The organism is Marinomonas algarum, assembly GCF_020532605.1.
Lineage (GTDB): Bacteria > Pseudomonadota > Gammaproteobacteria > Pseudomonadales > Marinomonadaceae > Marinomonas > Marinomonas algarum.
This window is the reverse complement of sequence record NZ_JAJATW010000004.1, coordinates 157,564-182,341: the sequence shown is the minus strand read 5'-3', so window position 1 is coordinate 182,341 and position 24,778 is coordinate 157,564. Positions and strand designations below refer to the sequence as shown.

Below are 24,778 nucleotides of genomic sequence, written 5' to 3'. Positions count from 1 at the left end.
TTTGAAAAATGTCGGTCGTCATTCGCTTAATCCCTTTTTACGAGTCTAATGGACTTTTATTTGCCTGCTCCTGATCCTGATCCTGATCCTGATCAACGTCTGCAAACCCTGCCCCTGCCCCAATGGCTATTTGCAAAGCGGTCCACTCTTGCAAAGCCGTATTACGTGCTGAAGCGGCGCTGATTTGTGTGCTCGCTTCTGAACGGACGGTGTCTAACAGATCAAGCAAGGTCATGGCGCCATTCTTAAAGTTGTTATGCCCAAGCTCTAGGGCGGTACTGTAGGACTCTGCCGCTTGCTTTAATAGGTCAGATTGTTGCATATACAAGGTAAAGTTAGACTGGGCAACCTGCACATCCTCTACAGCGTCAAGCACGCTTGAACGCCAATCGATCTCTGCCTGATTGGCAGCAGAAATCTGTGCATCACGCTGGGCTTTGAGTAAGCCTCGATTAAACAGACCTAATGAAATTGACGGCCCAAAGCTCCAACCATCAGCAGAATTGGCGTGAGACACCGAGCCGGTTAAGCGGATAGAAGGATAAAGGTCTGACTCTTCCACGCCCGTTTTCGCCACTTGTTGATGCAGCACGGCTTCGTAATAACGAATGTCTGGACGATTACGCAACAAGTCCGCCGGAATACCTGTGGCAATCGTTGTGGGCAGCGTTAACTGATCCGTACTGGACGACATCATTGCCAAGATCTGTTTAGCCGGTTCATCCATCAGCGTGGCCAAAGCAAAAATAGCCGCTTGATATTGCGCCTGATAACCCGGTAAATCCGCTTGAGCCGTTTGTAATGAGGCTTTTATTTCCGCCAACTCATACTGGGTAGACAAACCGTTATCCAATTGCTTTTGGGTAATCGCTAGGGTGTCTTGGCGCGTGTTAATGGTTGCCGCCGTAAGCTGAGCGGCTTTTTGGTAATAGCGCGCATCCGCATACTTCTCAATCAATTCAGCTAACCAAGCCAAACGCTCCGTGCCTATATCAGCCTGAGTGGCCGCTAAGTAGGATTGTGCGGCTTCTTGCTCTCGACGAATCCCACCAAACAAGTCGATGACGAATTCAGCATCCAAACTCGCGCTTGAACTGGTGGAAGTAGACACATTTTCACCGCCAGCGCGCAATCTATTGTAAGACAGAGAGCCATCTAATGCTGAGTTAATGCCTGTTTCGCGCAATAGGGCATTGGCTTCACGGATACGCTCCTTTGCTTGCAAAATACTAAGGTTTTGCTCAAACCCTTTCTCCACCAGCGCGGTCAGGGTTGGATCCGTAAACTCTCGCCACCAAGCTTGGTAGGCCACATCGTTAATGCTGCTACCTTCGCCACTCACAAAGGTGTTTTCTAGCTCTGCTGTTGGCGCTTCCCAGTCAGGGCCGACCGCGGCACAACCCGTTAACAGAATGAAGGGGGCCATTTTTAATAACTTCATCATTTTACTGTTTCCTTTTTGCCGATACTTTTCACCCTATCAACAATCTTCATAATGGCGAGGTATAGGACGGGCACCATCAGGATGCCAAAAATTGCCGAGAACACGATACCACCCAGCATACCGGTACCAATGGAGTTTTGTGCGTTAGCCCCTGTGCCATCGGCGGTTGCTAAAGGTAAAACACCAAAAGCAAAGGCAAAGGTGGTCATCAAGATAGGACGAAGACGCATTTTGGCCGCTGTAATAATGGCTTCTACAATGTCTATGCCCTGTTGCCGCATACTTTCAGCAAACTCGATAATCAAAATGGCGTTTCGAGCAGCGAGGCCTATGGTGGTCAACATACCCACTTTGAAATAAACATCATTTGACTGACCGAATATCCAAGTCGCTAATAGTGCCCCAAGAACACTGATCGGTACCGCTAGAATAACAGCTAAAGGCACTGACCAGCTTTCATAAAGCGCCGCAAGAGCAAGGAATACCACCACAGCAGAAAGCAGGTACAAGATCATTTCTTGGTCGCCGGCAATTTGCTCTTGGTAAGACAACCCTGCCCAGGCGTAATCGTAATCAGAACCAAGGTTGTCGACTAAGCGAGCCATTTCATCCATGGCCTCCCCTGACGTCGCACCCGGTGCAGCGGAACCTTCTAAAGAAATAGCGGTTTCCCCGTTATGGTGGTAGAGCGTGGTGATGGTTTCACCCCAAACTTGTTGGCTAAAGGCGGCCATTGGCACCATCTCATTGTTGCTGTTGCGCATATACCAGTCGTTAATATCAACCGGTTGCATACGATGCTCTTGATCCCCTTTCACACGAACATTGCGCAGCTTGCCATCTAAAATAAAATCATTGACGTATTCGCCACCAAAGATGATAGACAAGTTGTTATTAATATCCGACAAGCTTAAGCCAAAGGCTTGGGCTTGCTGAGCGTTGATGTCCATGGTCAGTTGAGTCGCTGTGTTCGTATCAAAGCCCCGTACTGCCGTCACCAAACCAGATTGCTGGGCGTCAGCCGCTAATTTCTGAGCTTGTTGCTGTAACGCTTCAATACCGTTGTTACCACGGTCAATCAGGTACATTTGGAAACCATTGGAGGTGCCCAGACCTTGAATAGCAGGAGGAAGCAAAAACAACACTTGCCCATATCGACCGCTGCCAAATTGACCGTTGGCCTCAGCGGCAATTTGTGCTGCCGACTTATTAGGGCGTTCAGAAATATCTTTTAATTTAACAAACGCCATCGCTTTGTTTTGGCCTTTACCATCAAAGCTGTAACCGATAGGAGAAAAGACCCCTTCAACATAATCACCCTGTTCGTTTAATAGGTAATCCTTAATGGCGGTTGCGGTCTTGGTGGTTTGTGCACGAGTGGCATTTTCTGGCAAAGACACGGTGACCATCAGAATACTTTGGTCTTCTGTTGGTACAAAGCTAGAAGGCAACTGTTGATAAAGGTAATTACACGCAACGCTAATTAATGCAACGGATAACAGCATTCTGAACGGTCTTTTCAGAAAACGTGTCACGCTGCCCGTGTAGCTTAGGTTTAAACGGTCAAATACCTTATTGAAGCCGCGAGCTGCAACGTTTTTACGCTTACCATGGGACGGCTTGAGTAGGGTCGCACACATGGCTGGCGTTAGGATAAGCGCCACAAACAGAGACAACACCATCGCAGAAATAATGGTCACCGAGAACTGACGATAAATGGTTCCCGTTGAGCCGCTCATAAAGGACATAGGTAAGAAAACTGATGACAGTACAATCACGATACCAACCAGAGCAGAGGAAATTTCTTTCATGCTTTTTTCTGTGGCTGCCAAGGCGCTGAGTTTTTCTTCTTCCATAATGCGTTCCACGTTTTCCACCACGACGATGGCATCATCGACCAACAAGCCGATGGCCAATACGAGCGCAAACATGGTAAGCGTATTCAGGGTTAGCCCTGCCGCCTCCAGAATGGCAAACGTCCCCAACAAGACAATGGGCACCACGATGGTTGGAATCAAAGTCGCTCGCCAGCTCTGCAAAAACACCAAGATAACGATAAATACTAAGGCGATGGCTTCGATCAAGGTGTGAAAGATTTGCGTAATGGATTTCTCAATGAAGGGCGTTGTGTCGTAGGAATATACGGTCTCCACACCTTGAGGAAGCCCTGCAGACAATTGCGAAATAGTGCTGTGTACACGTTCCGACGTTTCCACCGCGTTAGCGCCGGTAGATAAGTTTACGCCAAAGCCTACTGCGTTATAGTTGTTGTAAATAGAGGTAATATCGTAACTGTCATTATCAAGCTCGATTCTGGCCACATCACTTAAGAAGACAGAGGAGCCATCGTCATTCGTGGTTAATACGATGCTTTCAAAATCACTCACGGAAGTCAGTTGAGAGCGTGTCTTCAGCAAAATTTTCGTTTGCTGACCTTCGGCGCTGGGCGTCGCCCCCAAAGAGCCAACGGTGACGTTGGTGTTTTGGCTGCTAATGGCACTGGTCACATCACTCGGTGTTAAGGAATATTGATACAGCTTGCTGGCGTCTAACCAAACCCGCATGGCATATTCACTACCGAATAAGTTGACATCGCCAACCCCTTCAAGTCGCTCTAACTGCTTTTGCATCTTGTCAGAAAATAAATTACCTAAGGCCACATCCGAATATTTGCCATCGGTTGAGACTAACCCTCCAACCAGCAAGATACTGCTACTAGAGCGAGTCACCGAAATCCCTGTGCTGATGACGGCGGCCGGCAAAGAGCCTTCAACCAGTTGCAACTTATTTTGCACCTGTACTTGGGCTATGTCTGGGTCGACCGCACTGTCAAAGGTTAAGGAAATACTGGAGCTACCTTCACTAGACGTCGACGTCATGTACAACAAACCATCAAGGTCGGTCATGCCGTCCTCAATAACAGAGGTCACTGAGTTAGCGACAATTTCACCAGAAGCGCCAGCATAAGTGGCGCTAATGTTCACGGATGTTGGCGCGACTTCTGGGTATTGTGAGATGGCCAAACTTTGTAAGCCAAAGGCACCCACTATCATCACTGTGATGGCCAATACCCAGGCAAAAACCGGTCGATGGATAAAAAACTGTGTCATGGTTTATTGCTCCAGCTGAGTCATTGGCGCACTGTGTGCTGGAGCGGAAGATTGGGCCGAATCAACATCCACTGTGGTGCCATCTTGCTGAATGGTCACCAATACAGGGTCAACGTCGCTGCCTTCTACTAGGTTTTTCTGACCATCAACAATCAGTTGTTGTTGCGCTGTTAAGCCGGATGTGACAATCCAATTATTGTTGTAACTGCCAAATGTCTCGAGATTAAGGGTTTCCGCTTTGCCTTCAGCATTCACGACAAAGACGGACAACTTACCATCCGCACCATGAGTGCCTGCTCTTTGAGGCACTAAATAGGCCTGCTGAGTACCGGGTTGCAGGGTGCCTTGAATAAACATGCCTGGCAGAATCACATGATCTGGATTATCGAACTGAAAGCGTGCGGTGACCACGCCTGTGGTGGTGGAGACAGTGGGCGAGGAAGAGACCAACATACCAGTGCCTTGGTAGGTTTCACCATTACTTAACTGTAATGTCGCGGAGAGCTTTTGATCTTCTTGTACCAGTCCTTTCTCAATATTGCGACGCATTTTTAACACCTCAGCAACAGGTGCTACCATATCAACATAGATAGGGTCTAGCGTTGTCACTGTGGTCAAGTGATCGCTTTGGCCTGCGGTGACTAAATCCCCTAATGACACATCAGACACATCGACAATACCATTAATTGGCGCTGTGATTGTTGTCCAGCTAAGTTGAGTACGGGCATATTTCAATGCCGCTTCAGCAGACTGTAAAGTGGCCTTTGCAGACGCTAAAGAAGACTTTGCAGAATCAACATCATCAGACGTGTAACCAGAACCTTCTAGCTTCTTCGCTCTGTCATAAGCGGCTTGTTTAACCGGTAAATCTGCTTTCGCTTCGGCAACGGACGCTGCATACGTTGCAACATTGGCTTGATAAATGGAGTCATCCAGTTGAAATAAAGGGGTGCCTTTTTCAACTAGTGTGCCTGGGTTGTAAAGCTTTTCAATGATTACGCCCTCAACACGAGGTCTGATAGTAGCCTGTTCATAGGCGACAGACCGACCAGGCAGTTCGACAAAGATGGGAACATTTTGTTGTTCTACTTCAATAATACCAACAGAACGAGATTGCGCTGTTGGCGGCCCACCCGCTGACGGCCCTTCTGCCTTCACGCCTTGCGATGCGATTAACGCGACAACTAAAAGGCTTTGTTTAAACCAGTATTTTTTAGCATTTTTCATTCATTGATATCCTTGGCTAGGCCGTAACTTGGGGCTTCTTTGATGTTTTTTGCAGGGTAGGTAATAAAAAGCGTAGTAAACAATTAAATTACATTGCACAATATGCAAAGTTTGCATTAGGTGCATCAATCTATGAAAAAATATGCAAGTGTTTAAAACGGACTTTTAAAGCAGAAAGTTGTTACAACCGGTACTGTTTCAGATAATGTGCCGCCATGCCTTTTGGCGTGAAATAAGTAATATAGAAACCATTGAGTAAGAGAAAAAATTATGTCAAACCTGCGCGAGCGAAGACGCCTGCAGACGGCTCAAGATATCCAGCGAGCCACTCTAGAATTAATTAATGAAAAAGGGGTTGATAACGTCACTACGCTGGACATCAGTCACCACCTAGGCATTAGTCAAAGAACCTTTTTTAATTATTACCCTAATAAAGAAGCCGCTCTCATGGGCCCTGAAATGCACATCCCTACTGAGATGATTGACCGGTTTATCACCTGTGATGGGGAGTACACGGATTGCTTGCGTGAATTTATGCAAGCCCATGTCCTGCTGATAGAGCCTAACCGATCTGAGCTTCTTGTTATTCTGAAAGTAGCTGAGACTCACCCAAGAATGAGTCAGATAAGATTAGAAAAAATGGTGAGAATGCGAGATGAACTCAGCTCAATTCTGTCGAAAAAGTGGCCTCTTTCTTCTGCTCTTTCTATGAATATATTGTCAGATATTTTGTTATCCAGTTGTTGGTCTGGTATTGAGCTTTGGTTGTACACAGACATTAGCTTAAAAGAGGCATTCCATAAATCTTGGTCCTCATTGAAGGTTGTATCAACCTTTTTAGCACCTAAAAACGGCTAATAAAATAACAGCCATTCAAGCTGTTTTTTGGGGTTTTATCAGTCTAATCATTATTGTTTATTTATTAAGGTATATACATGAAAAGTCGTTTAGGTTCGGGGGCGGTCGCGCTTGCTATTTTCGCTGTTTTCACCATTGGCGTGATGATGTTTGGTGCGAGATTAGGGTTATGGCAGCCTATTGTTGGTTTTGGGTTGGTGCGTAATTACATGAACCCTATTGCCTATGCGGTTTTGGGACTGGGCATTCTAGGTGTTATTTATTACCAAGTTGTAAAAAACCACCGTGGCTTAGGCAAGTCTCTTTTCACTGCTGTTGTGGGTATTGCATTATTAGCACCGACACTCTACGGGACAATAAACCCACCGGTGCGTGTACCGCCCATTCATGACATTACGACGAACACGACTAACCCTCCACTTTTCCAAGTACTTGATGAGTCTCGTGAAGGCGCAAAAAATACGTTGGTTTATGGTGGTCCAGAAGTCGCGGCTTTTCAGCAGCAAGCTTACCCTGATATTGCGCCAATCTTTTCGGATACATCACCACAAGCGGCTTTTAAAGAAGCGCTTAGAGTAGCAAAAGAGATGGGGTGGGACATAGTGGCTGAAGATCAAACTGCATTACGCTTTGAAGCCAGTGCTAAAACCTCGGTTTATCAGTTCGTCGATGATGTTGTCGTGGCTGTGTCGTCTGTAGAAGGGAAAAGCCGCGTTGATATTCGCAGTGTCTCGCGAATCGGTCGGAGTGACCGTGGCGTCAACGCGGAGAGAATTCGAACGTTTATCCGTTTATTTGAAAAATAAGGGAGTGCCCAGGGAAACTGAGATTAAGCTATTGTTACTCCCAGCAACGATTAACTTATAGGATAAGCACCAAAACAGCCGATTTAGTTCTTTTGTACCCTAAATAGGCTGTCTTGGGATTATTTAAGTTTGTATCTATCAAAGACCTTTCGTCATTGCCGTCCCCAGTCCTTTCCACCCATTTCTTTCAACCGAGATGCGGCTCGTCGAAAGGAAAAGGCGAGATCATTTGCGGCCGAGAATTGTGCTAGTGACACACCCACTCGACCCGTTGCTGACCACTCGTAATATTTCCCCTCTTTGGTGCGAATCATGGTTGTCGCAAAAGAACTCGAGTTTCCCCCCTTCTCATTAACAATTAATTCTTCATCTAATTCTTCATCGCCATCACTGCTTTCGACTTGCGCCTCAAAATCGACAAACAATTCGTCGAGCGGGACTTGTGCCGCCAGAACCAAGCGGGTGTGAGATTCATAACAGGCGTCAATGAGAGTCACGAATCGTCGCGCTTCATTGAGGCGCTTGGCGTCCAGTTGGGGAACGTGGTCTATGATGAGGACCGGAAACCGACCGCAAAGGGAAATATAATCGGCCGCTCCGAGCGATTGGTAGCACAACTCGGAAAAGTCAAACCAAGCGCATCGGTCATTCAATCGGGTAACCTGGACGGTACGACCAGATAGGACGGGAATGATCTCAGACTCAGTTTCGGATGCAGTGCCACCAAATATTTCCTCCAACTGCGCCTGCATGTTGTTAACATTATTATCGCCATGAACATCCTTATTTGACCAAAAATAGGATTGGCCACACACTCGATTTTCGAGTCGATAATCCTTGCTGGCATCCTCCATGGAAATAATGTCGGACGTGTGTTTCAACATGTCGATGAATGGCAAAAAAAGAGATCGATTAATGCCTCCCTTATACAAGGCATCGGGGGATCTATTTGAGGTGGCCACCACCACGACATTACAATCCAGTAACAGTGAAAACAGTCGCTTCAAAATCATCGCATCGGCAATGTCTGTCACTTGAAATTCATCCAAACAGAGCAGCTGAGCTTCTTGTGCCAATTGTTGCGCAATGATGGGAATCGCATCACCTCGTGGGTGCTTCTGTTTGTAGACAGAGATTCGATGATGGACGTCTAGCATGAATTCATGAAAGTGAGCGCGGCGTTTGGTAATTGTTGCGTGTTTGTGGCTGTTATTATTACAGCAAGAATCCTCAGTAACCGACGCGTAAAAGAGATCCATTAGAAAACTCTTGCCGGCCCCGACCGTTCCATGAATGTACATGCCTCGCGGTGGCGAACCATAAGACCACAAATGGAACTTCTTTCGAAGAAAGGACTGGGTGGATGCTAGAGGTCGCGCCAGTAACCGTGAAAGTGGGTTTCTGCTTGTACGGCTGTTCTCTGTAGGATCGTCGGTACGTACGGGTACGGGTGGGAGCGAGGCAAGAGACTCGTGTAGGGCATCGAATTTTGCCACCAGAGCGACTTGAGCGTCATCTCGTCGCACTTCCCCCGCGTTCACCTTGAGTTCATAAGCCGCTGCCACAGGGCCTGCCGAGAAGCATCGCTGGGATACGCGATGTTGTGCTATTTTCGTCTTCATCGTTTTCATCGCCTTCATCGCCTTCATCATGCATCTGAAGAATTTATCAACATGATGGTATGGTGCCCTAAATTTTTGTATGAATATCAAATGAGTTTGTATTAGAGACTTAAGTTTTGGCGTTCAACTTGAACGCAAAATTCAGCATAACTGAGGAAGATACGAATAAGCCCTGCATATGAGATTATTTATTTTTAACCTTCGAGTCTCACCTTGTCACATCCAGTAGACACTGGTAGCCTATGAATTCCAGTATCTTTTCTAGCCATATCAAAAAAGCCACCTTAACTATTCTTTAAATCAGATAGTTGAGATGGCTTTAGTTAACACCTTTATGGTTAATCAATAGCTCAAAAACACGATTTTGAGCTATTCCACCGTAACACTTTTTGCCAAATTTCTTGGCTGGTCGACGTCGGTGCCCTTCACTACCGCAACGTGGTACGAAAGCAATTGTAACGGGATTGTGTGTACGATGGGTTCCAATATGCGGTCGACTTTAGGCACTTCGGTAAACACAATATTGTCTTCGTTGTGCAAGTCCGTCTCTTTATCTGCAAACACATACAATTCACCGCCGCGGGCTGCCACTTCTTGCAAATTAGACTTTAGCTTATCGAGCATGTCGTTGTGTGGCACCAACGCAATAATCGGCATATCCTCGTCTACCAAAGCAAGAGGACCGTGCTTCAATTCACCGGCAGGGTAAGCTTCTGCGTGAATATAAGAAATCTCTTTTAATTTGAGAGAGCCTTCTAATGCAATAGGAAACATGGTGCCACGACCAAGAAACAAGGCGTTGTGCTTGTTCGCAAAACGGTCAGCAATGACCTTGATATGAGCATCTTGAGCCAACGCATCGTTGATATAAGCCGGTAGCGAACGCATGGCTTGCACCAGCTCTTGCTCTTTCTCTGCAGACAACCCATTCTCTACCGCAATCGCCACACTGGTAATCAACAACGCCGTTAACTGTGTGGTAAAGGCTTTGGTGGAAGCCACGCCAATCTCTGGTCCAGCATTGGTCAATAACGTCAGTGCTGACTCACGCACCAATGTACTCGATGGCACGTTACAGATTGCCAACGTAGTAAGATAACCCAACTCTTTTGCCATACGCAGCGCAGCCAATGTATCAGCGGTTTCACCAGACTGAGACAAGGTTAAAAATAAGGTTTTCTTAGGCACAGCCACTTTGCGGTAACGATATTCACTGGCGACTTCAACACTGCACGGAATGCCAGCCAAATCTTCAATCCAGTATTTCGCCACCATCCCGGCATGATAACTGGTGCCACAAGCGACAATATGCACATTCTCAATGTCTTTTAGGAACTCAGATTCTGCACCAAAACAGCTGGTTAATACTTTCGTTTCACTAATGCGTCCTTCCAGACAAGCACTGATCACACTGGACTGCTCGTAGATTTCTTTCATCATGTAATGACGAAATTCTCCCTTATCGGTGGCATCAACATTGTGATTAAAAACGCTGATTGGGCGCTCTTGTACCTCTCCCTTCTCGTCAAAAATAGTCACTTGATCACGAGTAAGCTCAACCACATCACCTTCTTCAAGAAAGATAAATTGATCTGTTACATGCAACAACGCCAACTGATCAGACGCAATGAAGTTTTCTTCGATACCAACGCCCACAACCAGCGGGCTGCCTTTACGAGCGGCAATAAAACGACCGTTTTCGTCGTTCTTCACCACACCAATGGCGAACGCACCGTGCAGTTTTGTCAGGACATTTTGCACGGCTTTCAACAAGTCAGGTTCTGTTTTCAGCGCATCATGAATAAGGTGAACAATGACTTCTGTGTCTGTTTCAGATTTGAACTCATAACCTTTGGCTTTTAATTCACGACGTAACGGCTCGTGGTTTTCAATGATGCCATTATGAACCAACGCCAAGTCTTCACCAGAAAAATGCGGGTGCGCATTGGCTTCGGTTGGTTTGCCATGGGTTGCCCAACGAGTGTGCGCGATGCCGATTTTACCATCCAGCGGCTCAGCGGTGAATTTATCACGTAATGCTTGCACCTTGCCTACCGCTCGATGGGAAGACACTCCGTCTAAGTTATTAATAGCGACACCGGACGAATCATAGCCGCGATATTCCAAACGGCTCAAACCTTCTAATAAAATTTTTGCCACGTTACGACGAGCAATAGCACCGACGATTCCACACATAACCCTGTCCTTTTTGTTTTTGTGCTAAAACATCGTTCAACACACAATATATTAAAAATACCCATAAAAAGAGGCGACAAAATGCATATGCCGCCTAATTAAAACACTTTTCGTTTTACTTCTTTGCTGGACGAGGCCAGTTGTCTTTGTTGGTTTGTCGAGCTCGCGCAAAAGCCAATTGCTCCGCTTCTACTTTTTTTGTAATAGTAGAGCCTGCAGCGATCGTGGCACCTTGTGACACATGAACAGGCGCGACTAAGGAAGAATTAGAGCCCACAAAAACACCATCATCAATTTGTGTCTTATATTTATTCACACCATCATAGTTACAAGTAATGGTGCCGGCCCCTACATTCACGTTCGCACCCATTTGAGTGTCGCCAATATAGCTTAGATGGTTCACCTTACTGCCTTCACCAATAATGGCTTTTTTAGTTTCTACAAAGTTGCCAATTTTGGCTTTATTCGCCAGTTGTGTTCCTGGTCGTAAGCGAGCAAAAGGGCCAATATCACAGTGTTCGCCCACTTGGCTTTCATCAATCATGCTGTTGCTCTTAATCACCGTATTGTCACCCACCGTGCAATTTTTCAAATGACAATTTGGGCCGATCTCAACGCCATCGCCTAAGGTGACTTTGCCTTCAAATACGCAATTCACATCGATAACAACGTCTTGCCCTGTGGTCAATTCACCACGGACATCAATGCGTGCAGGATCTAATAATGTCGCTCCGTTTTGCATCAGTTGTCGTGCCGTCTGCTGTTGCAACTCACGCTCTAACGCCGCCAACTGAACTCGATCGTTGACACCAGCGACTTCAGCTTCGTTCTCTGGGTTAACAGTAACAATCTCCACACCGTCTCTAGCCGCCATCGCTATCACGTCTGTTAGATAATATTCGCCTTGCGCATTGTTGTTGTCGAGTGACGCTAACCACCCCTGTAAATGGGCATTTGGGGCCAAAAGAATGCCAGTATTGACTTCTGTTATGGCCAGTTGCTCAGATGTCGCATCTTTTTGTTCGACAATCGCACAGACTTGCCCCTTCTCATCGCGAACAATACGGCCATACCCTGTTGGGTTGTCTAAGTTGATCGTCAGCAACACCAAGGTATTGGGTGTCGACAAGGACGTCATTTTTTCCAGCGTAGAAGAGCGAATTAAAGGCACATCACCGTACAGCGTTAACGTCGCCCCTTCGCTTTGCAAAAAAGGCGCAACGCGACGCAGTGCATCACCTGTGCCTTGAGGGTTGTCTTGCCATACAATATTGGCTGAGAAATCCTGACATTCTTTTTCCACTTGTTCGCCTTGATGACCCACCACAAGGTGCAAGGTGGACTCAGGTAACATCTTCGCCGTTGCCAACACTCTTTTCACCATGGCAATGCCGCCCACTTTATGCAATACCTTAGAAAAAGTGGATTTCATTCGGCTGCCTTTTCCGGCAGCAAGAATTACGATGTCCTGGGTCATGAAGAGTCCTTGTATGATAAGTTGAAAATGAATGAATTAAGGACGGCTATTAGACCTTGTTGTCTGGGAGGCAACAAGCATACTTGTCAAAAATAAAATGACAATTTATTCCTTTTTAGCCTCAAAAAGACGCATCCCTTCGTCTAAGAGAAAAATAAAACACCGTATTACCTAACAGAAATAAAGCGATTGCATTCCGTTTGTAACAGTTCAACCAACAAGCGTGTGGCAGGTCCAGTGCGTTCTCCTTTGCCAAAAATGGCATACATAGGAAAACTGCGCTCACTGCCAGAAATAAGCCGCAATTTTTGCAATTGCCGACTTTGTAACGCGTACTCCAGATCCGCTTTAGGCAACCAAGCAAAGCCAATACCGCTGGTCACAATCTCCAATGCAGACTGCACACTGGATACCGTCCAACGCCGGTTTGCCTCCAACCGTCCAGCATCCAGGGTACCGTCTAATGCCGAGTCGCGAATCACAATCTGTAACTCTCTACTTAAACGTTCATTGTTAATGGGGTCGACCTCGCTGTGTAACACATGATTGGTGGCCGCAACAGCAATCATCTCAACATCTGCAATAGGGTCTGCCAAGTACCCCTTCGGCACAATAGTACTTAGTACTAAATCTGGGCTACCTTTGCGCAACGCGTCTTCTCCGCCACTCGATACCGCTTCTTTTAATTGCACCTGTGTGCCTTGGCTTTGTGGCTCAAACGCCTGCAGCGCTCTTAATAACACAGGAGTAGGGAAAGCCTGATCAACCACCAGCTCAAGCTCTGGCTCCCAACCTAATCCTAACGTGTTTGCCAACTCCTCAAGATCCACCGCTTCTTTTATTAGGTGACGAGAACGGTGCAATAACACTTCGCCTCGTTCCGTCAGCTTGGCTTTTCTCCCCTCAATCACTAATAGGGGATAACCAAGCTGCTCTTGCAGCTTAGCAACGGTATAACTTACCGATGACTGACTTTTGTGCAGGGCCTCAGCGGCCTGAGCAAAGCCGCCTTTATCGACCACAGACTGCAGTACTCGCCATTGTTCTAGGGTCACTCTTGGTGCTTTCACTGTCTTTCCCTTTCAATACGCTATGTTGTAAAGTGGCGCTTTTATAGGCCATTGGCTTTTAGAGCAATACGTTTGCGCGGCACATCCACCTCTAACACCGTCACATTCACCACCTGACCGACACGAACAAAGTCTCTTGGGTCTTTTACAAAGCGGTTGGCCAATTGTGATATATGGATAAGCCCATCTTGATGGACGCCTAGATCCACAAAAGCACCGAAAGCAGCAACATTGGTCACGACACCTTCTAATGCCATGCCCTCCTGCAGATCCTCCAAGGTGTGTACATTTTGATCAAACGCAGCGTAACGAAACTCTGGCCTTGGATCTCGGCCTGGTTTGGCCAACTCCACTAAGATATCACGGTAAGTAAAGTCATCTGGAGCGGCTGAAGCCGTGAGCGACTGCAGAGCAGAAGGGTTGTTCAACAGCACCTCCACCTTTAATGAAAGCTGAGCCGCCATTTTCCTGACCAAGGGATAAGACTCAGGGTGAACGCCCGACTGGTCTAACACTTCTTTGCCTTTCTGTATGCGTAGAAAACCCGCACACTGTTCAAAACATTTGTCGCCAATGCCTTTAATTTTTAACAGCTCAGCACGGGATTCTATGCGTCCTTTTTGTTGTCGGTACAACACGATATTCTGAGCCAACCGTGTGGTCAGTCCAGAAACATAAGACAACAAAGACACAGAGGCTAAATTAATGTCCACCCCAACACGGTTAACACAATCTTCTACAACGTTTGCCAGGCTTTTTGCTAGATTCGAAGCTTTAACATCGTGTTGATATTGCCCTACACCAATCGCCTGGGGGTCTATTTTCACCAATTCAGCCAGTGGATCTTGAAAACGCCGAGCAATGGAAACCGCACCACGAATCGTCACATCTAAATCAGGAAACTCTTCAATTGCCGTTGGCGAAGCAGAATATACCGATGCACCCGCCTCATTTACAATGGCGGCTCGACATTCTAATGAATGTTCTTTAATCAATGTATTTACAAAGGTCTCCGTTTCTCTAGAAGCGGTTCCGTTACCAATCGCCAACCAAGTGACCTGATGGCTTTTAATCAAAGACAATAAACTCGTCTGTGCTTCTTGAATGCGATTTTGAGGGCTATGCGGATAAATAACACCGTGATCTAAAACATTGCCCTGCGGATCAATAACCGCCAATTTAACGCCATTACGAAAACCTGGGTCTAATCCTAATACACAATGGGCGCCAGCCGGTGCAGCCATCAATAAATCCTGCAGGTTTTCAGAGAAAACGTGAATAGCGCCCTCTTCAGCTCGGTCTTTTAATTGTGCCAGCACATCGGTTTCCAGTTTGGGAAATACCTTTTTTTGCCAAGCTAAGTTTAAATAGCGATATTGGACTCTGGTAAGCGGTGTCTTAGTCGGTTGAGAAGGATCAAATAAGGCATTTAAATGACCGGATACTAAGCTTGCTGGAAATACATCCTCGTCTTTTAAAGTAACACCCAACTTTAAAATGCTTTCTTTTTTGCCACGAAAAAGAGCCAATAGACGGTGGGAGGGTACTTTATTTAGCCTTTCTTGGTAATCAAAGTAGTCTCTAAATTTCTCACCTAACTCTTTTTTCCCTCGCATAACACGACTGGTTAATAGACCCGATGTTAATAAATCCTCCCGCCCTCTTTTTAGTAACTCGCTGTCGTTCGCGACGGCCTCACTAATAATGTCAATCACACCTTCTACTGCAACATTTGCAGCAATCGAGGCTTTTAAATGCCGTTGGCACCAAGCCTGTAAAGCGTTTGGTGTGTCTGCACATTGCCCAGACCAGACCAGTGCTGCCAAGGGCTCTAAGCCAAGTGCTCTTGCCTCGTCTGCTCTCGTCTTTCGTGTCTTTTTAAAGGGAGCATAAAGGTCTTCTAATTCATTCTTTGTTGTTGCATGACGTATCTTATTTTTAATCACATCAGAGGCAGTTGTCTCAGCCAGCAGTAATAAAATACTCTCTTTACGCTTTTCTAATTCAACCAAATATTGCCAACGATCATAAAATCGTCTTAAATCCATGTCACTCATCCCGCCCGTATTTTCTTTTCGATAACGGGCAATGAAGGGAACCGTTGCTCCCTCCTCGAATAATTGAACAATATTATTTGTATACTTTTTTGAAATAGAAAACTCTGTACTTAGATTGTCGGAGATTATCTTCATTTATTACCCTATTATTTACACTTTTCTAGCAGGTGTAACACTTAATTTTATTAGCATATTCTTTTACTTTAAATTAGAATCCGAGGACTGATTTGAAATCAAGCCCATTATCATAAAAATGTGGCGGATCATTATTTCGTATTATCTAAAAGTAACCACGTTAAAAGCGATCTAATGCGGCAAAAATGCTTCCTTGTCCGCTTTTAGTAAATAGTATAATGCGATGATAGTATCACAGGCTACTGAACCTGAAAGACGGACCTCTTCTTCAGTCCAAAATCAACTAACACTGTTTTGAACAAATAACTAGGGGACAACAATGAGTTTATTATTAGAACTAGCCGGTAATAAAGCGAAAGCACGTGCCGCCGCAAAAGAGCTAAACGTTGCACAACTTGAAAACCTTATCGCAGGTTTTACCAATGCACTTGAAAAAGTAAAAGAGGAAGAAGAAGCGCGTAACGCTGAACTGGCACTTAAATCGGCTCGTGCTGAAAAAATTGCTTCTCTTATTGCTGAAAGCGGCTTAACCATGGAAGAAGTGGCGGAACTCACCACACCAAAAGCGGGCGCAACAAAAGGCAAAATCGTAGAACCAAAATACCGCCTAACGGTTGATGGTGAAACATTTGAATGGACTGGCCGCGGTCGTACACCAAAAGTATTCCAACAATACTTTGATGCTGGCAACAGCCGTGAAAGTGTAGAAATCAAATAATTCTGCAACTTAGTTAAATGAAAAAAAAAGCGACTTTTTAAGTCGCTTTTTTTATTTCTTATATCTAGAGCATCTTTTAATATAAGGTGACGTTTTTAACCTACTGCAATCCGTAAATACTCCACTCTTTTTATAGCGAAACCTTCGCCTTATACTTTATAAATCAAATCCCATACACCGTGACCAAGACGTTCACCACGTTGTTCAAATTTGGTCAGAGGGCGCCATTCAGGTCTTGGGTGATACTCGCCCTTACCTGCGGCATTGGTGTAGTTTTCTTGCTCTTCCATCACTTCCATCATGTGTTCCGCATAGGGCTGCCAGTCGGTCGCCATGTGGAAATACCCTCCCTCCTTAAGGACGTTAGCAACTTGTTGAGCAAAAAGAGGTTGTACAATACGACGCTTATTGTGCTTCTTTTTGTGCCATGGATCGGGGAAAAACAGCTGAAAGGCGCTAGCCGTTTTCTGAGGTAAGCATTGTGCCATAACTTCGATCGCATCATCACAATACACACGAATATTGGTCACACCCTCTTCTTTTGCCAGCATCATCAGTTTCGCCACACCAGGTGGGTGAACTTCTATGCCGATAAAGTCTTTCTCTGGTGCATTTTTCGCCATTTCAACGAGAGACGCCCCCATACCAAAACCCACCTCCAATACAACATCGGACTCACGGCCAAACACCTGCGTATAATCTATCCGACCCTCTTCTAGGTTTAAGCCATAAATCGCCCAGTTAGCATCGTAATTCTTCTGTTGACCTTCTGTCATACGCCCGCCGCGTACAACAAAACTGCGAATGGTGCGCTTCTTAGTGGTATCTGGTGTTTCTGTATTCTGCTCTTGCATGGGTTCCGTATCACTTTGATGTGTTCTGTTTAAATGCATTTAATGGGTCTTATTTTAAGACACCGCACATTCACGATAAATTTGGTGGGCAATATTAACTGAAAAAGCACGAAGTGTCCTGCACTCATAAGCAGTGCACTTATTATCTGAATTTGCGCTTCTTTAAAACGAAAAGCCGATGATCACTCAGGTGTATAACGCCAGCACTTAAGCGCTAAAAGGCACCAGGCAGATAAATAGCAAACACCACCTAAGGGAGTAACGGCACCTAACAAGGTGTAACCGGTCAATGCCATTGTATAAAGACTGCCAGCAAACAGTAGATTACCGAGGCTGAAGAATACCAGAACCCATTGTAGGCGTGGTAAAAAAGCAGACAGACCCACGGCAATAAGCCCTGCAAGTGCATGATACATAAGGTATTGGCTACCAGTCTGCCACCACTCAAGAGCTTGTGTGTCTAATATTGCTTTTAAACCATGTGCACCAAACGCGCCAGCAGCAACCGAAAGCGCGGCTTGTAAGGCAAATGCAGTGCCCCATTTTGATCGAAACGATGACACTATTGTGTTTGAATCCGACATAACAATACATTCATTCCTAAAAAGTACATTGTGTTGTCCACAATAAATCTAACGCCCAAAAACATCCAAACTATTGTAGAACATTCATATAGCCATTACTGCCAATCGCGTAGTAACGGTTTCCAGGAGCAAAAGCCAATGCCAATACACTGGCACCACTAGGGCGACCCTTAGGTGTATAAAGGCGCCATGTGTTTTGTACCTCACCCGTCGCCACTTGCACCAAAGACACTTGGCTACTCACTTCACCAATCAACAAATTACGACTGTTACTGGAAAACACAGCCTGACTGATCGTCACCTGTCGATATTTTAGAGCTCCTGTATCAATACTGGTGACTTCTCGCCCAGTACTGGTTGACCAAATTTTAGCATTCCCCAGTTGCGCTGCCCCAAAGGCGTATCGCCCATCTGACGATAAGGCCACACTGGCAATTTGATTATTCAGTGACCATTGGTACTTTTTTTCACCCGTTTGCAGATCCCACAAGGTCACTGTCGAAGTATCATCACCGGTAATCCCGATCGAACCATCTGGCGTCACATCCACCGCTCGAACCGTCGCCCCTGTCCGCAAGGTTTGGAGAATACCACCCTGTTTGATATCAAAAAAACGCGCGGTCTGATCATTGAGTCCAATTAAGGCTTGATCACCATTTTGTGTCAGTTTTAACGACTGAATATCACCTGGTGTTGTCCAGAACTCCTCTGATTGACCATTGGATGTGTTCCATAAGGCTAGAGTTCGTGCCCCTCCTGTTGCGGCGTATTCACCACTAGGATCGATATCAACCCCAGCTAATGCAGTGTATTCGCCTGTGACATGATTCCAGTTATAGCGGCGTTCGTTGGTGGCATTTGCCCAAAAACTGCCCCCGTGCTGAACCGATCCTACCAGTGACTCCGAACCATCATCACTTAAGACGGCAGAAAATACGCCTTGAACAGCGTATTGAGCGGTACGAACCGGTTTCTCTGCTGAACAAGCGAATAAAGCCAGTGCACAACCACTTACTAAACTCAGCTTAAGCGCTTTCTTCGCTGTGCGCTTCATGCAATTCTTCAATTAATTGATCCTCGTACTGGAAACGTTCCATCATCACCAAAGTGAGTGCCTGTAAAGAAAAGGGCAAGGCTTCAAGTTGGCTGTTACAATGCTGCTTTGTGTCATATTTATCATGGAACTCAAGCACAATCTGCGTCGACTCATCCACCAGAGGCAGTAATGTGTTCAGCAACACAACCGCTCCATCGTCATGAAACTCTTTCGCTTCCAATGCCAATTGCTCGTAAACAGTGAAATGCCCTGCTGATACATAGTCCACCAAAAGCTCACAAAAACGTTGAATACTCGGCGTGTCTGTTGGGGTAAAGTCGCCACGTTCTCTCAGGTATGTCCACATCTCTACCAGCTGTCGACGCTGATCCAGCCAGCGGTCAATAATCACATGCACTCCGCCCCATCGCTCTTGGGCTGTTTTACAACCTTCTAACATACGTTGACCCCTTTATACTCTATTTATTTTTCGTCATTTCAACAGCATATTCCGATACGTTATCCCCTGCAAGACAGTATCGAGAAGCGATTTGTAAGCCCCTAGAAGTCACTCTGTTTTTTTGCCTATTTTTATAGCCACAACAATATTAATCACAGCCATCCCTACGAATACAACAAGTGTCCAACTGGGGATACTTAACCCCAAGAAGCGCCAGACCACTTCACCACACTCTCCTGTCCCCATGATCATCGCTTGGGCAATTTCCTGCCAAGGAAACACCTCAAACATATAACTCAAACCGGGTAAGCAAGCGGGCAGCTCATCAGCAGGTAGGTTTTGTAAATATAAATGACGTACCGCTAAGGCGGCACCAAGAACAGACAGTACTGCTATCTTCCATGCGCACCACTTACGCAGCCTATCGCTCGATAAAAGAAAAGAAATCAAAGAAACCACGCCAACGCAGAAAAACACAACACGCTGCAACATACACAAAGGGCAAGGCTCTAACCCCATTTGGTATTCCATATAAAAAGCCACAGCCAATAAAACAAACGACACTAAAGCCACAACACCATGAAAACGACGGGCAAAAAGAAGCACAGACATACAGTATTATTCCTAAACTAATGAGTAAACAGGTAAGAAACCCACATCAAAACACCCGTGTTAATAAAACGGGAAAATCAAAATTACTGCTGACAGACAGCTTTAATGGCAGTTAGTATACTGTCTATTTTAACGAATACGAGAATCCAGTATGTCTTTGACGATCCCCTTACGTCATACACTTCGTCCCCTTGCTTTATTACTGTTTTGCTGGGCTGTAAGCACTAGCGGTTACGCAGAAGACGACGCACCCATTGCAACAGCGTATGTTGAACTGACACCCGATTTTGTGGTGAACTATAAAAGCGATGACGCCCGCTTAAGATACATCAAGGCCGGCATTACTATTCGTACAGACATCAACCAAAAAGCGCTTATCGAAGCGAATATGCCCTTGGTTAGAGACGCTCTAGTGATGTTCCTCAGCGCTCGTACAAGTGAGCAGGTAACTGGCGCAATAGCACGAGAACAAACTCGAGCCGATGCGGCGACTGCGGTAAATGACGCGTTAGAAGCAGAGACAGGCCAAACACCGGTCACAGACATCTTATTTTCTAGCTTTGTCACGCAGTAGTCAGTGTTGATGTTTACCATAAAAAAGCCCTGTGACTTTTCGCAACAGAAAAATCACAGGGCTTTTTAATCACAGGGCTTTTTAATTACAGTAAATAAGTAACTTACAGCTCAGTGATATCATCGGGGCTTACATAGCCCGCTAACTTATCTGTTTCTTCGTTATTAAAGAATTTATCCATTTGCTCCAAGACATACTGACGTGATGCTGGCTGCATCAAGTTAAGCTGCTTTTCATTGATCATCATGGTCTGTAAAAGCTGCCACTCTTGCCAAGCCTGCTTCGACACACTCGTTAAAATTTCTTTGCCCTTCGCACCTGGCAAAGGCGCACGGTCTAGCGCCTCCATCTCTTTCTGGTATTTTTTACAAAAAACGGTATTCGCCATAAAGATCACTCGCTGCTAATAGAATAAAAATAAACATTAAAAATAAAACGTAAACTTACCTTAAACAATGGCGCTGATCCTGCAAAAATCAAGACGCCCTAGCAAAGCACACCTATGACAGTGCTTTATCAAAAGGCGCTGAAGCGGAATCGTCCAACAGCTGACCTTGCGTTAAAATGGCTCTAACAGGTGCGGGTAGACCTTGTGCCATGGCCTCTTCAGCTCGAAACCATTGATATTTGTTATTTTCAGCCACTGTGTTCATTGTGCTAATTTGCAATACGCTGGGCGATATATCTAAATAATAGTGACTAAAAGTATGACGAAAAGAGGGCAAGGGCGTGACAGCAGCAACTTGTGCGGCAAAACGTTGCTCTACATGCAAAATAACAGACTCATCACTGGCGACTTCCGGTAAACTCCAAAGCCCTCCCCAAATACCGGTTTGCGGACGTTTTTCTAACAAAATCTGCCCATTTGGATTCGTAATGACCAAAAGTTGCAAACTTTTTTCTGGCTTCGCAGCTTTTTTCGGTTTGCGAATAGGGAACTGTGTTGGGTCTTGCGTCCGTCGTGCTTGGCAATCCATTTGCAAGGGGCATAATAGACATTGTGGCCTTGAGCGAGTACAAAGTGTCGCACCAAGATCCATCATTGCTTGAGTATAATCCCCGCAACGTTCGCTTGGCATATAATGCTCCGCAAGTGTCCACATCGCGTTTTCAGTTTTCTTCTCGCCAGGCCACGTAGGCACAGCATGAAAACGCGCTAACACACGCTTTACATTGCCATCTAAAATGGCTGCCTGAACACCACGTGAAATAGACAAAATAGCCGCTGCAGTAGATCGCCCTATACCAGGCAACTCACACACCCCTTCCACACTTTGGGGAAATTCACTGTCCAGTTCGTCCACCAGTTTTTTGGCCGCCTTGTGCATATTGCGAGCACGAGCGTAATACCCCAACCCACTCCAGTGCGCCAACACCGACTCCTGATCCGCCTCAGCCAAGGCGGCAACGGTTGGAAACGATGCCATAAACTTATGATAATAAGGAATGACCGTTGCCACCTGAGTTTGTTGGAGCATGATTTCAGAAATCCATACTCGATAAGGGGTTTTATTTTCTTGCCACGGCAGACTTTTACGCCCGTGCTCGTCAAACCACGCCAACACACGGGGCGCAAAATTCTCAACTGGTGTCATTTTTTCTCGTATTTACCTTGCTCTGTTTACGTTTAGACGCTGTAATGAAGCCGTCCATAAAGGGAACGCCTAGAATAAGCCTTTAAGTTTTTCTTTCAGCTTCTCTTTGGCTCTTTCTTTTTCTGCCTCAAATTTTTCCTTCAATCGTGCTTCTTCAGCGACACGCTTTTCCTCTAGTTTCGCTTTGGCTCGAGCTTTTTCCGCTTCGGCTTTTACTTTTAGCTCCTCTTTCGCAAGATCAGCAAACAGCTTACCAAAGCCTTTTAAATCAGGGCCACACAAGCCAGCAGGGTCATCGCTGAATTGCCCTTTACATACGATAGGAAAAGCAAGACTGGCGTATTTTTCATTTACGCGACAAGCATTGTCCATCTCACTCCCCGAGATACCGACGTTTGCTTGGTAGTTCAGCGAAGAATCCGGCAAAGAAATTACCCCATCACCAGTGATTTGCACCCCAGCAGAGCGGATATCCAAACCGGGTGTCGATATTTTACCGTCTACAATGTAGGCAGGAAAACGCAGACTTTCAAAAGGCGTATCAGGGCCAAATGCACTCTCATCAATGCTTTCATTACGTACCGATGCAATGCCCTGACACACGGTTTTGGTCACATTAACGCCCACTAGCGCACCGTTACGAACCTCAACCAACAAATCACCTTGTAAAGAGGACATCAGATCATCAATACGGTTGCCGGTGGCATTCAGTTCGCCATTGAGATAGGTTGCCCCAGCAATTTTATCCAGCTCCATAAAATCCACTAACAAAGGTTGAATTTGCACGTTGTCGATATTGGGAACAAGAGACAACACTGGCGTTTTACCTCGAACATCGAGGCTGGCTTGAGAAGAGACGGTGCCCTTGTATAAAGAAGCCCGTAACGGCGACACTTCCACTAAACCTTGGAACTGCGTTGAATCCAGCTCAATTTTATCAATTTTCAGTTTTTTCACTGTCAGGTCTTCAAACACAACACCTACGTGGCCATTGAGATCACGAAGGGTGTCAATAGGCAAGAGATCACTCGGCGCTTGCTCTTCCACTTTTGCCTCTATTTGAGCTGAGGTTACCGCTTCTTTTGACGCGTTTTCGTTTTCTTCCACAGGCGCTGGCAAGTAACGATCTAGGTCAAGGTTTTTCCCTGCCACACTGACGTCCCAACGTAATGGCGACAAATCCAGCACCGCATTTGCTTCGATACTGGTATCGTCCATAAAGAGCGAAATTGGCTGAGCCGTGATGGTGTTTAAATCCCCCTCAAAGGTAAGGTTCGCACGTGCTTTTGTTAAGGCGCTTTCATCGGCCATATCAGGCAAGGCCATATTCAATCGAGTCAGCAGGTATCTTGGATTAAATTCACCTATCGACATAACTGCTGAAAACTGTGGCGCACTAAGTATCTGATAAGCTTGAAGCTTGGCATCTAAGTTGACTCCTAGAGAGCTCAAAGTCAGCCCATCGACCAGTAAATTTTCTTGTGGTAGGTCTACATCGACCGTCATTGCACTGAATTTGGCGTTGATCGGGCTAGCGGGCAGTGCGTCCCCCATAACCTCACCATTTAACACCAAAGAATCCAGTGATAAGGCCTCACGAGAGGGAAACACCGCAAGGTTCGCATTTAAGCTCGCTTTGGCAGTCAGTACAGACGATTTTTGTAGATCACTTTGCGTTACAACAATATCCATCACCATAGGCCATGCAGTATCCCACTGCACATCGCTTAACGTCACGTTCAGCGTGGCATTGATAAGCTGATCCGCTTGCTCATCGCGGTAACTGACCTGTGCATTTTCGATGATTAAGGTATCTAGTTGTAAGTCAGGCAAGCTGAGTGCAGAAGGTGCCTCTTCTGATGTGAGGTTTTCACGGCTGGAGGCTGAAGACGCTGTCGTGCTTGTCGCATCTTCGGTTGTCACCGATGAGCTTGATGAGGTCATTTCCCAGTTACCACGGCCTTGTGCATCTTTTTGCAGGTTCGCCTTTAAGTTAACAAGGGTGACGTTATCCACCTGTATTTTTTGCTCAAGTAACGGCAAAATCGCCAAGCCAAATTCTGCACGATCAAATTGAACAATCTCATCGTCTGCCCCCAGCGCCACGCCAATATCTTCAAGCTCTAACCCTAACCAAGGGAAAAAGGACCAACTGATATCACCGTCCAAGCGTAACGTAACATCCGCTTTTTCAGCCGCGATCGTCTTTAGTTCGTCTTTGAAATCATTAGGGTCTACAAACACCATGACGTACGCTAATGCCATCGCCAGCAAGGCAATGACGCCTGCAATAATCAGTAATAAACGCTTTATCCATACCATGCCATATACCCCAAAAATATA

General features: G+C 45.8%; 20 protein-coding genes. 4 read left to right on the top strand and 16 right to left on the bottom strand.

Features of this window, described 5'->3' with window-relative positions; genetic code table 11:
• Positions 1-37 precede the first annotated feature (37 nt).
• Genes LG368_RS04990 through LG368_RS04980 form a run of 3 tightly spaced genes read right to left on the bottom strand, consistent with a single transcriptional unit; the run spans position 38 to position 5,781 of the window.
• Positions 38-1,444, bottom strand: coding sequence for an efflux transporter outer membrane subunit (locus tag LG368_RS04990; protein WP_226753631.1), 1,407 nt, complete (start codon positions 1,442-1,444; stop codon positions 38-40).
• The gene (locus LG368_RS04985) at positions 1,441-4,554 is read right to left on the bottom strand and encodes a multidrug efflux RND transporter permease subunit (protein WP_226753630.1); all 3,114 of its coding nucleotides are present in this window, start codon (positions 4,552-4,554) and stop codon (positions 1,441-1,443) included. Before LG368_RS04985 ends, LG368_RS04990 begins: the two co-directional genes overlap by 4 nt.
• A 3-nt stretch (positions 4,555-4,557) precedes the next feature.
• A complete protein-coding gene (locus LG368_RS04980; RefSeq protein WP_226753629.1) occupies positions 4,558-5,781 on the bottom strand; it encodes an efflux RND transporter periplasmic adaptor subunit in 1,224 nt (407 codons plus the stop codon).
• A 270-nt stretch (positions 5,782-6,051) separates the two neighbouring features.
• Here LG368_RS04980 and LG368_RS04975 point away from each other — a divergent pair, with 270 nt between their 5' ends.
• Both LG368_RS04975 and LG368_RS04970 read left to right on the top strand, forming a co-directional pair.
• Positions 6,052-6,639 (top strand): TetR/AcrR family transcriptional regulator, encoded by a 588-nt coding sequence (locus tag LG368_RS04975; protein WP_226753628.1) that lies wholly within the window; start codon positions 6,052-6,054, stop codon positions 6,637-6,639.
• A gap of 77 nt (positions 6,640-6,716) precedes the next feature.
• Positions 6,717-7,445: a DUF1499 domain-containing protein gene (locus LG368_RS04970; RefSeq protein WP_226753627.1), complete on the top strand. Its 729-nt coding sequence runs from the start codon at positions 6,717-6,719 to the stop codon at positions 7,443-7,445.
• A gap of 152 nt (positions 7,446-7,597) precedes the next feature.
• Here LG368_RS04970 and zapE read toward each other — a convergent pair whose 3' ends face one another.
• From zapE to LG368_RS04945, 5 genes are all read right to left on the bottom strand, one after another.
• The gene (zapE, locus tag LG368_RS04965; protein WP_226753626.1) at positions 7,598-9,067 is read right to left on the bottom strand and encodes a cell division protein ZapE; all 1,470 of its coding nucleotides are present in this window, start codon (positions 9,065-9,067) and stop codon (positions 7,598-7,600) included.
• Between the two features lie 369 nt (positions 9,068-9,436).
• Positions 9,437-11,263, bottom strand: a complete 1,827-nt coding sequence (gene glmS, locus LG368_RS04960; RefSeq protein ID WP_226753625.1) for a glutamine--fructose-6-phosphate transaminase (isomerizing) — start codon at positions 11,261-11,263, stop codon at positions 9,437-9,439.
• 115 nt (positions 11,264-11,378) lie between these two features.
• Complete coding sequence (glmU, locus tag LG368_RS04955) at positions 11,379-12,740, bottom strand: bifunctional UDP-N-acetylglucosamine diphosphorylase/glucosamine-1-phosphate N-acetyltransferase GlmU (RefSeq protein ID WP_226753624.1); 1,362 nt, start codon at positions 12,738-12,740, stop codon at positions 11,379-11,381.
• A 167-nt stretch (positions 12,741-12,907) separates the two neighbouring features.
• On the bottom strand, positions 12,908-13,810 hold the full coding sequence (locus tag LG368_RS04950; protein ID WP_226753623.1) for a LysR family transcriptional regulator: 903 nt from the start codon (positions 13,808-13,810) through the stop codon (positions 12,908-12,910).
• A 41-nt stretch (positions 13,811-13,851) separates the two neighbouring features.
• Positions 13,852-16,002: a Tex family protein gene (locus tag LG368_RS04945; protein ID WP_226753622.1), complete on the bottom strand. Its 2,151-nt coding sequence runs from the start codon at positions 16,000-16,002 to the stop codon at positions 13,852-13,854.
• A 319-nt stretch (positions 16,003-16,321) separates the two neighbouring features.
• On the opposite strand from LG368_RS04945, the gene LG368_RS04940 reads away from it, so the two are divergent.
• Positions 16,322-16,720 (top strand): H-NS histone family protein, encoded by a 399-nt coding sequence (locus LG368_RS04940; RefSeq protein ID WP_226753621.1) that lies wholly within the window; start codon positions 16,322-16,324, stop codon positions 16,718-16,720.
• A 149-nt stretch (positions 16,721-16,869) separates the two neighbouring features.
• Here LG368_RS04940 and trmB read toward each other — a convergent pair whose 3' ends face one another.
• The 5 genes from trmB to LG368_RS04915 all read right to left on the bottom strand — a co-directional run bounded on the left by trmB (position 16,870) and on the right by LG368_RS04915 (position 20,266).
• On the bottom strand, positions 16,870-17,574 hold the full coding sequence (trmB, locus tag LG368_RS04935) for a tRNA (guanosine(46)-N7)-methyltransferase TrmB (protein WP_226753643.1): 705 nt from the start codon (positions 17,572-17,574) through the stop codon (positions 16,870-16,872).
• A gap of 182 nt (positions 17,575-17,756) precedes the next feature.
• Positions 17,757-18,158 carry a DUF423 domain-containing protein gene (locus tag LG368_RS04930; protein ID WP_226753620.1) on the bottom strand — a complete coding sequence of 134 codons (402 nt, stop codon included), beginning with the start codon at positions 18,156-18,158 and terminating at the stop codon, positions 17,757-17,759.
• Positions 18,159-18,228: 70 nt separating this feature from the next.
• On the bottom strand, positions 18,229-19,212 hold the full coding sequence (locus tag LG368_RS04925) for a WD40 repeat domain-containing protein (RefSeq protein ID WP_226753619.1): 984 nt from the start codon (positions 19,210-19,212) through the stop codon (positions 18,229-18,231).
• Complete coding sequence (gene rsd / locus LG368_RS04920; protein WP_226753618.1) at positions 19,184-19,654, bottom strand: sigma D regulator; 471 nt, start codon at positions 19,652-19,654, stop codon at positions 19,184-19,186. Before rsd ends, LG368_RS04925 begins: the two co-directional genes overlap by 29 nt.
• Before the next feature lie 108 nt (positions 19,655-19,762).
• Positions 19,763-20,266, bottom strand: coding sequence for a disulfide bond formation protein B (locus LG368_RS04915; protein WP_226753617.1), 504 nt, complete (start codon positions 20,264-20,266; stop codon positions 19,763-19,765).
• 151 nt (positions 20,267-20,417) lie between these two features.
• On the opposite strand from LG368_RS04915, the gene LG368_RS04910 reads away from it, so the two are divergent.
• The gene (locus LG368_RS04910; protein WP_226753616.1) at positions 20,418-20,840 is read left to right on the top strand and encodes a flagellar basal body-associated FliL family protein; all 423 of its coding nucleotides are present in this window, start codon (positions 20,418-20,420) and stop codon (positions 20,838-20,840) included.
• Positions 20,841-20,943: 103 nt separating this feature from the next.
• On the opposite strand, the gene LG368_RS04905 is transcribed toward LG368_RS04910, so the two are convergent.
• The 3 genes from LG368_RS04905 to LG368_RS04895 all read right to left on the bottom strand — a co-directional run bounded on the left by LG368_RS04905 (position 20,944) and on the right by LG368_RS04895 (position 24,757).
• On the bottom strand, positions 20,944-21,228 hold the full coding sequence (locus LG368_RS04905; RefSeq protein WP_226753615.1) for an oxidative damage protection protein: 285 nt from the start codon (positions 21,226-21,228) through the stop codon (positions 20,944-20,946).
• A 112-nt stretch (positions 21,229-21,340) separates the two neighbouring features.
• Positions 21,341-22,435, bottom strand: coding sequence for an A/G-specific adenine glycosylase (gene mutY / locus LG368_RS04900; protein ID WP_226753614.1), 1,095 nt, complete (start codon positions 22,433-22,435; stop codon positions 21,341-21,343).
• 69 nt (positions 22,436-22,504) lie between these two features.
• The gene (locus LG368_RS04895; protein WP_226753613.1) at positions 22,505-24,757 is read right to left on the bottom strand and encodes an AsmA family protein; all 2,253 of its coding nucleotides are present in this window, start codon (positions 24,755-24,757) and stop codon (positions 22,505-22,507) included.
• Positions 24,758-24,778 lie beyond the last annotated feature (21 nt).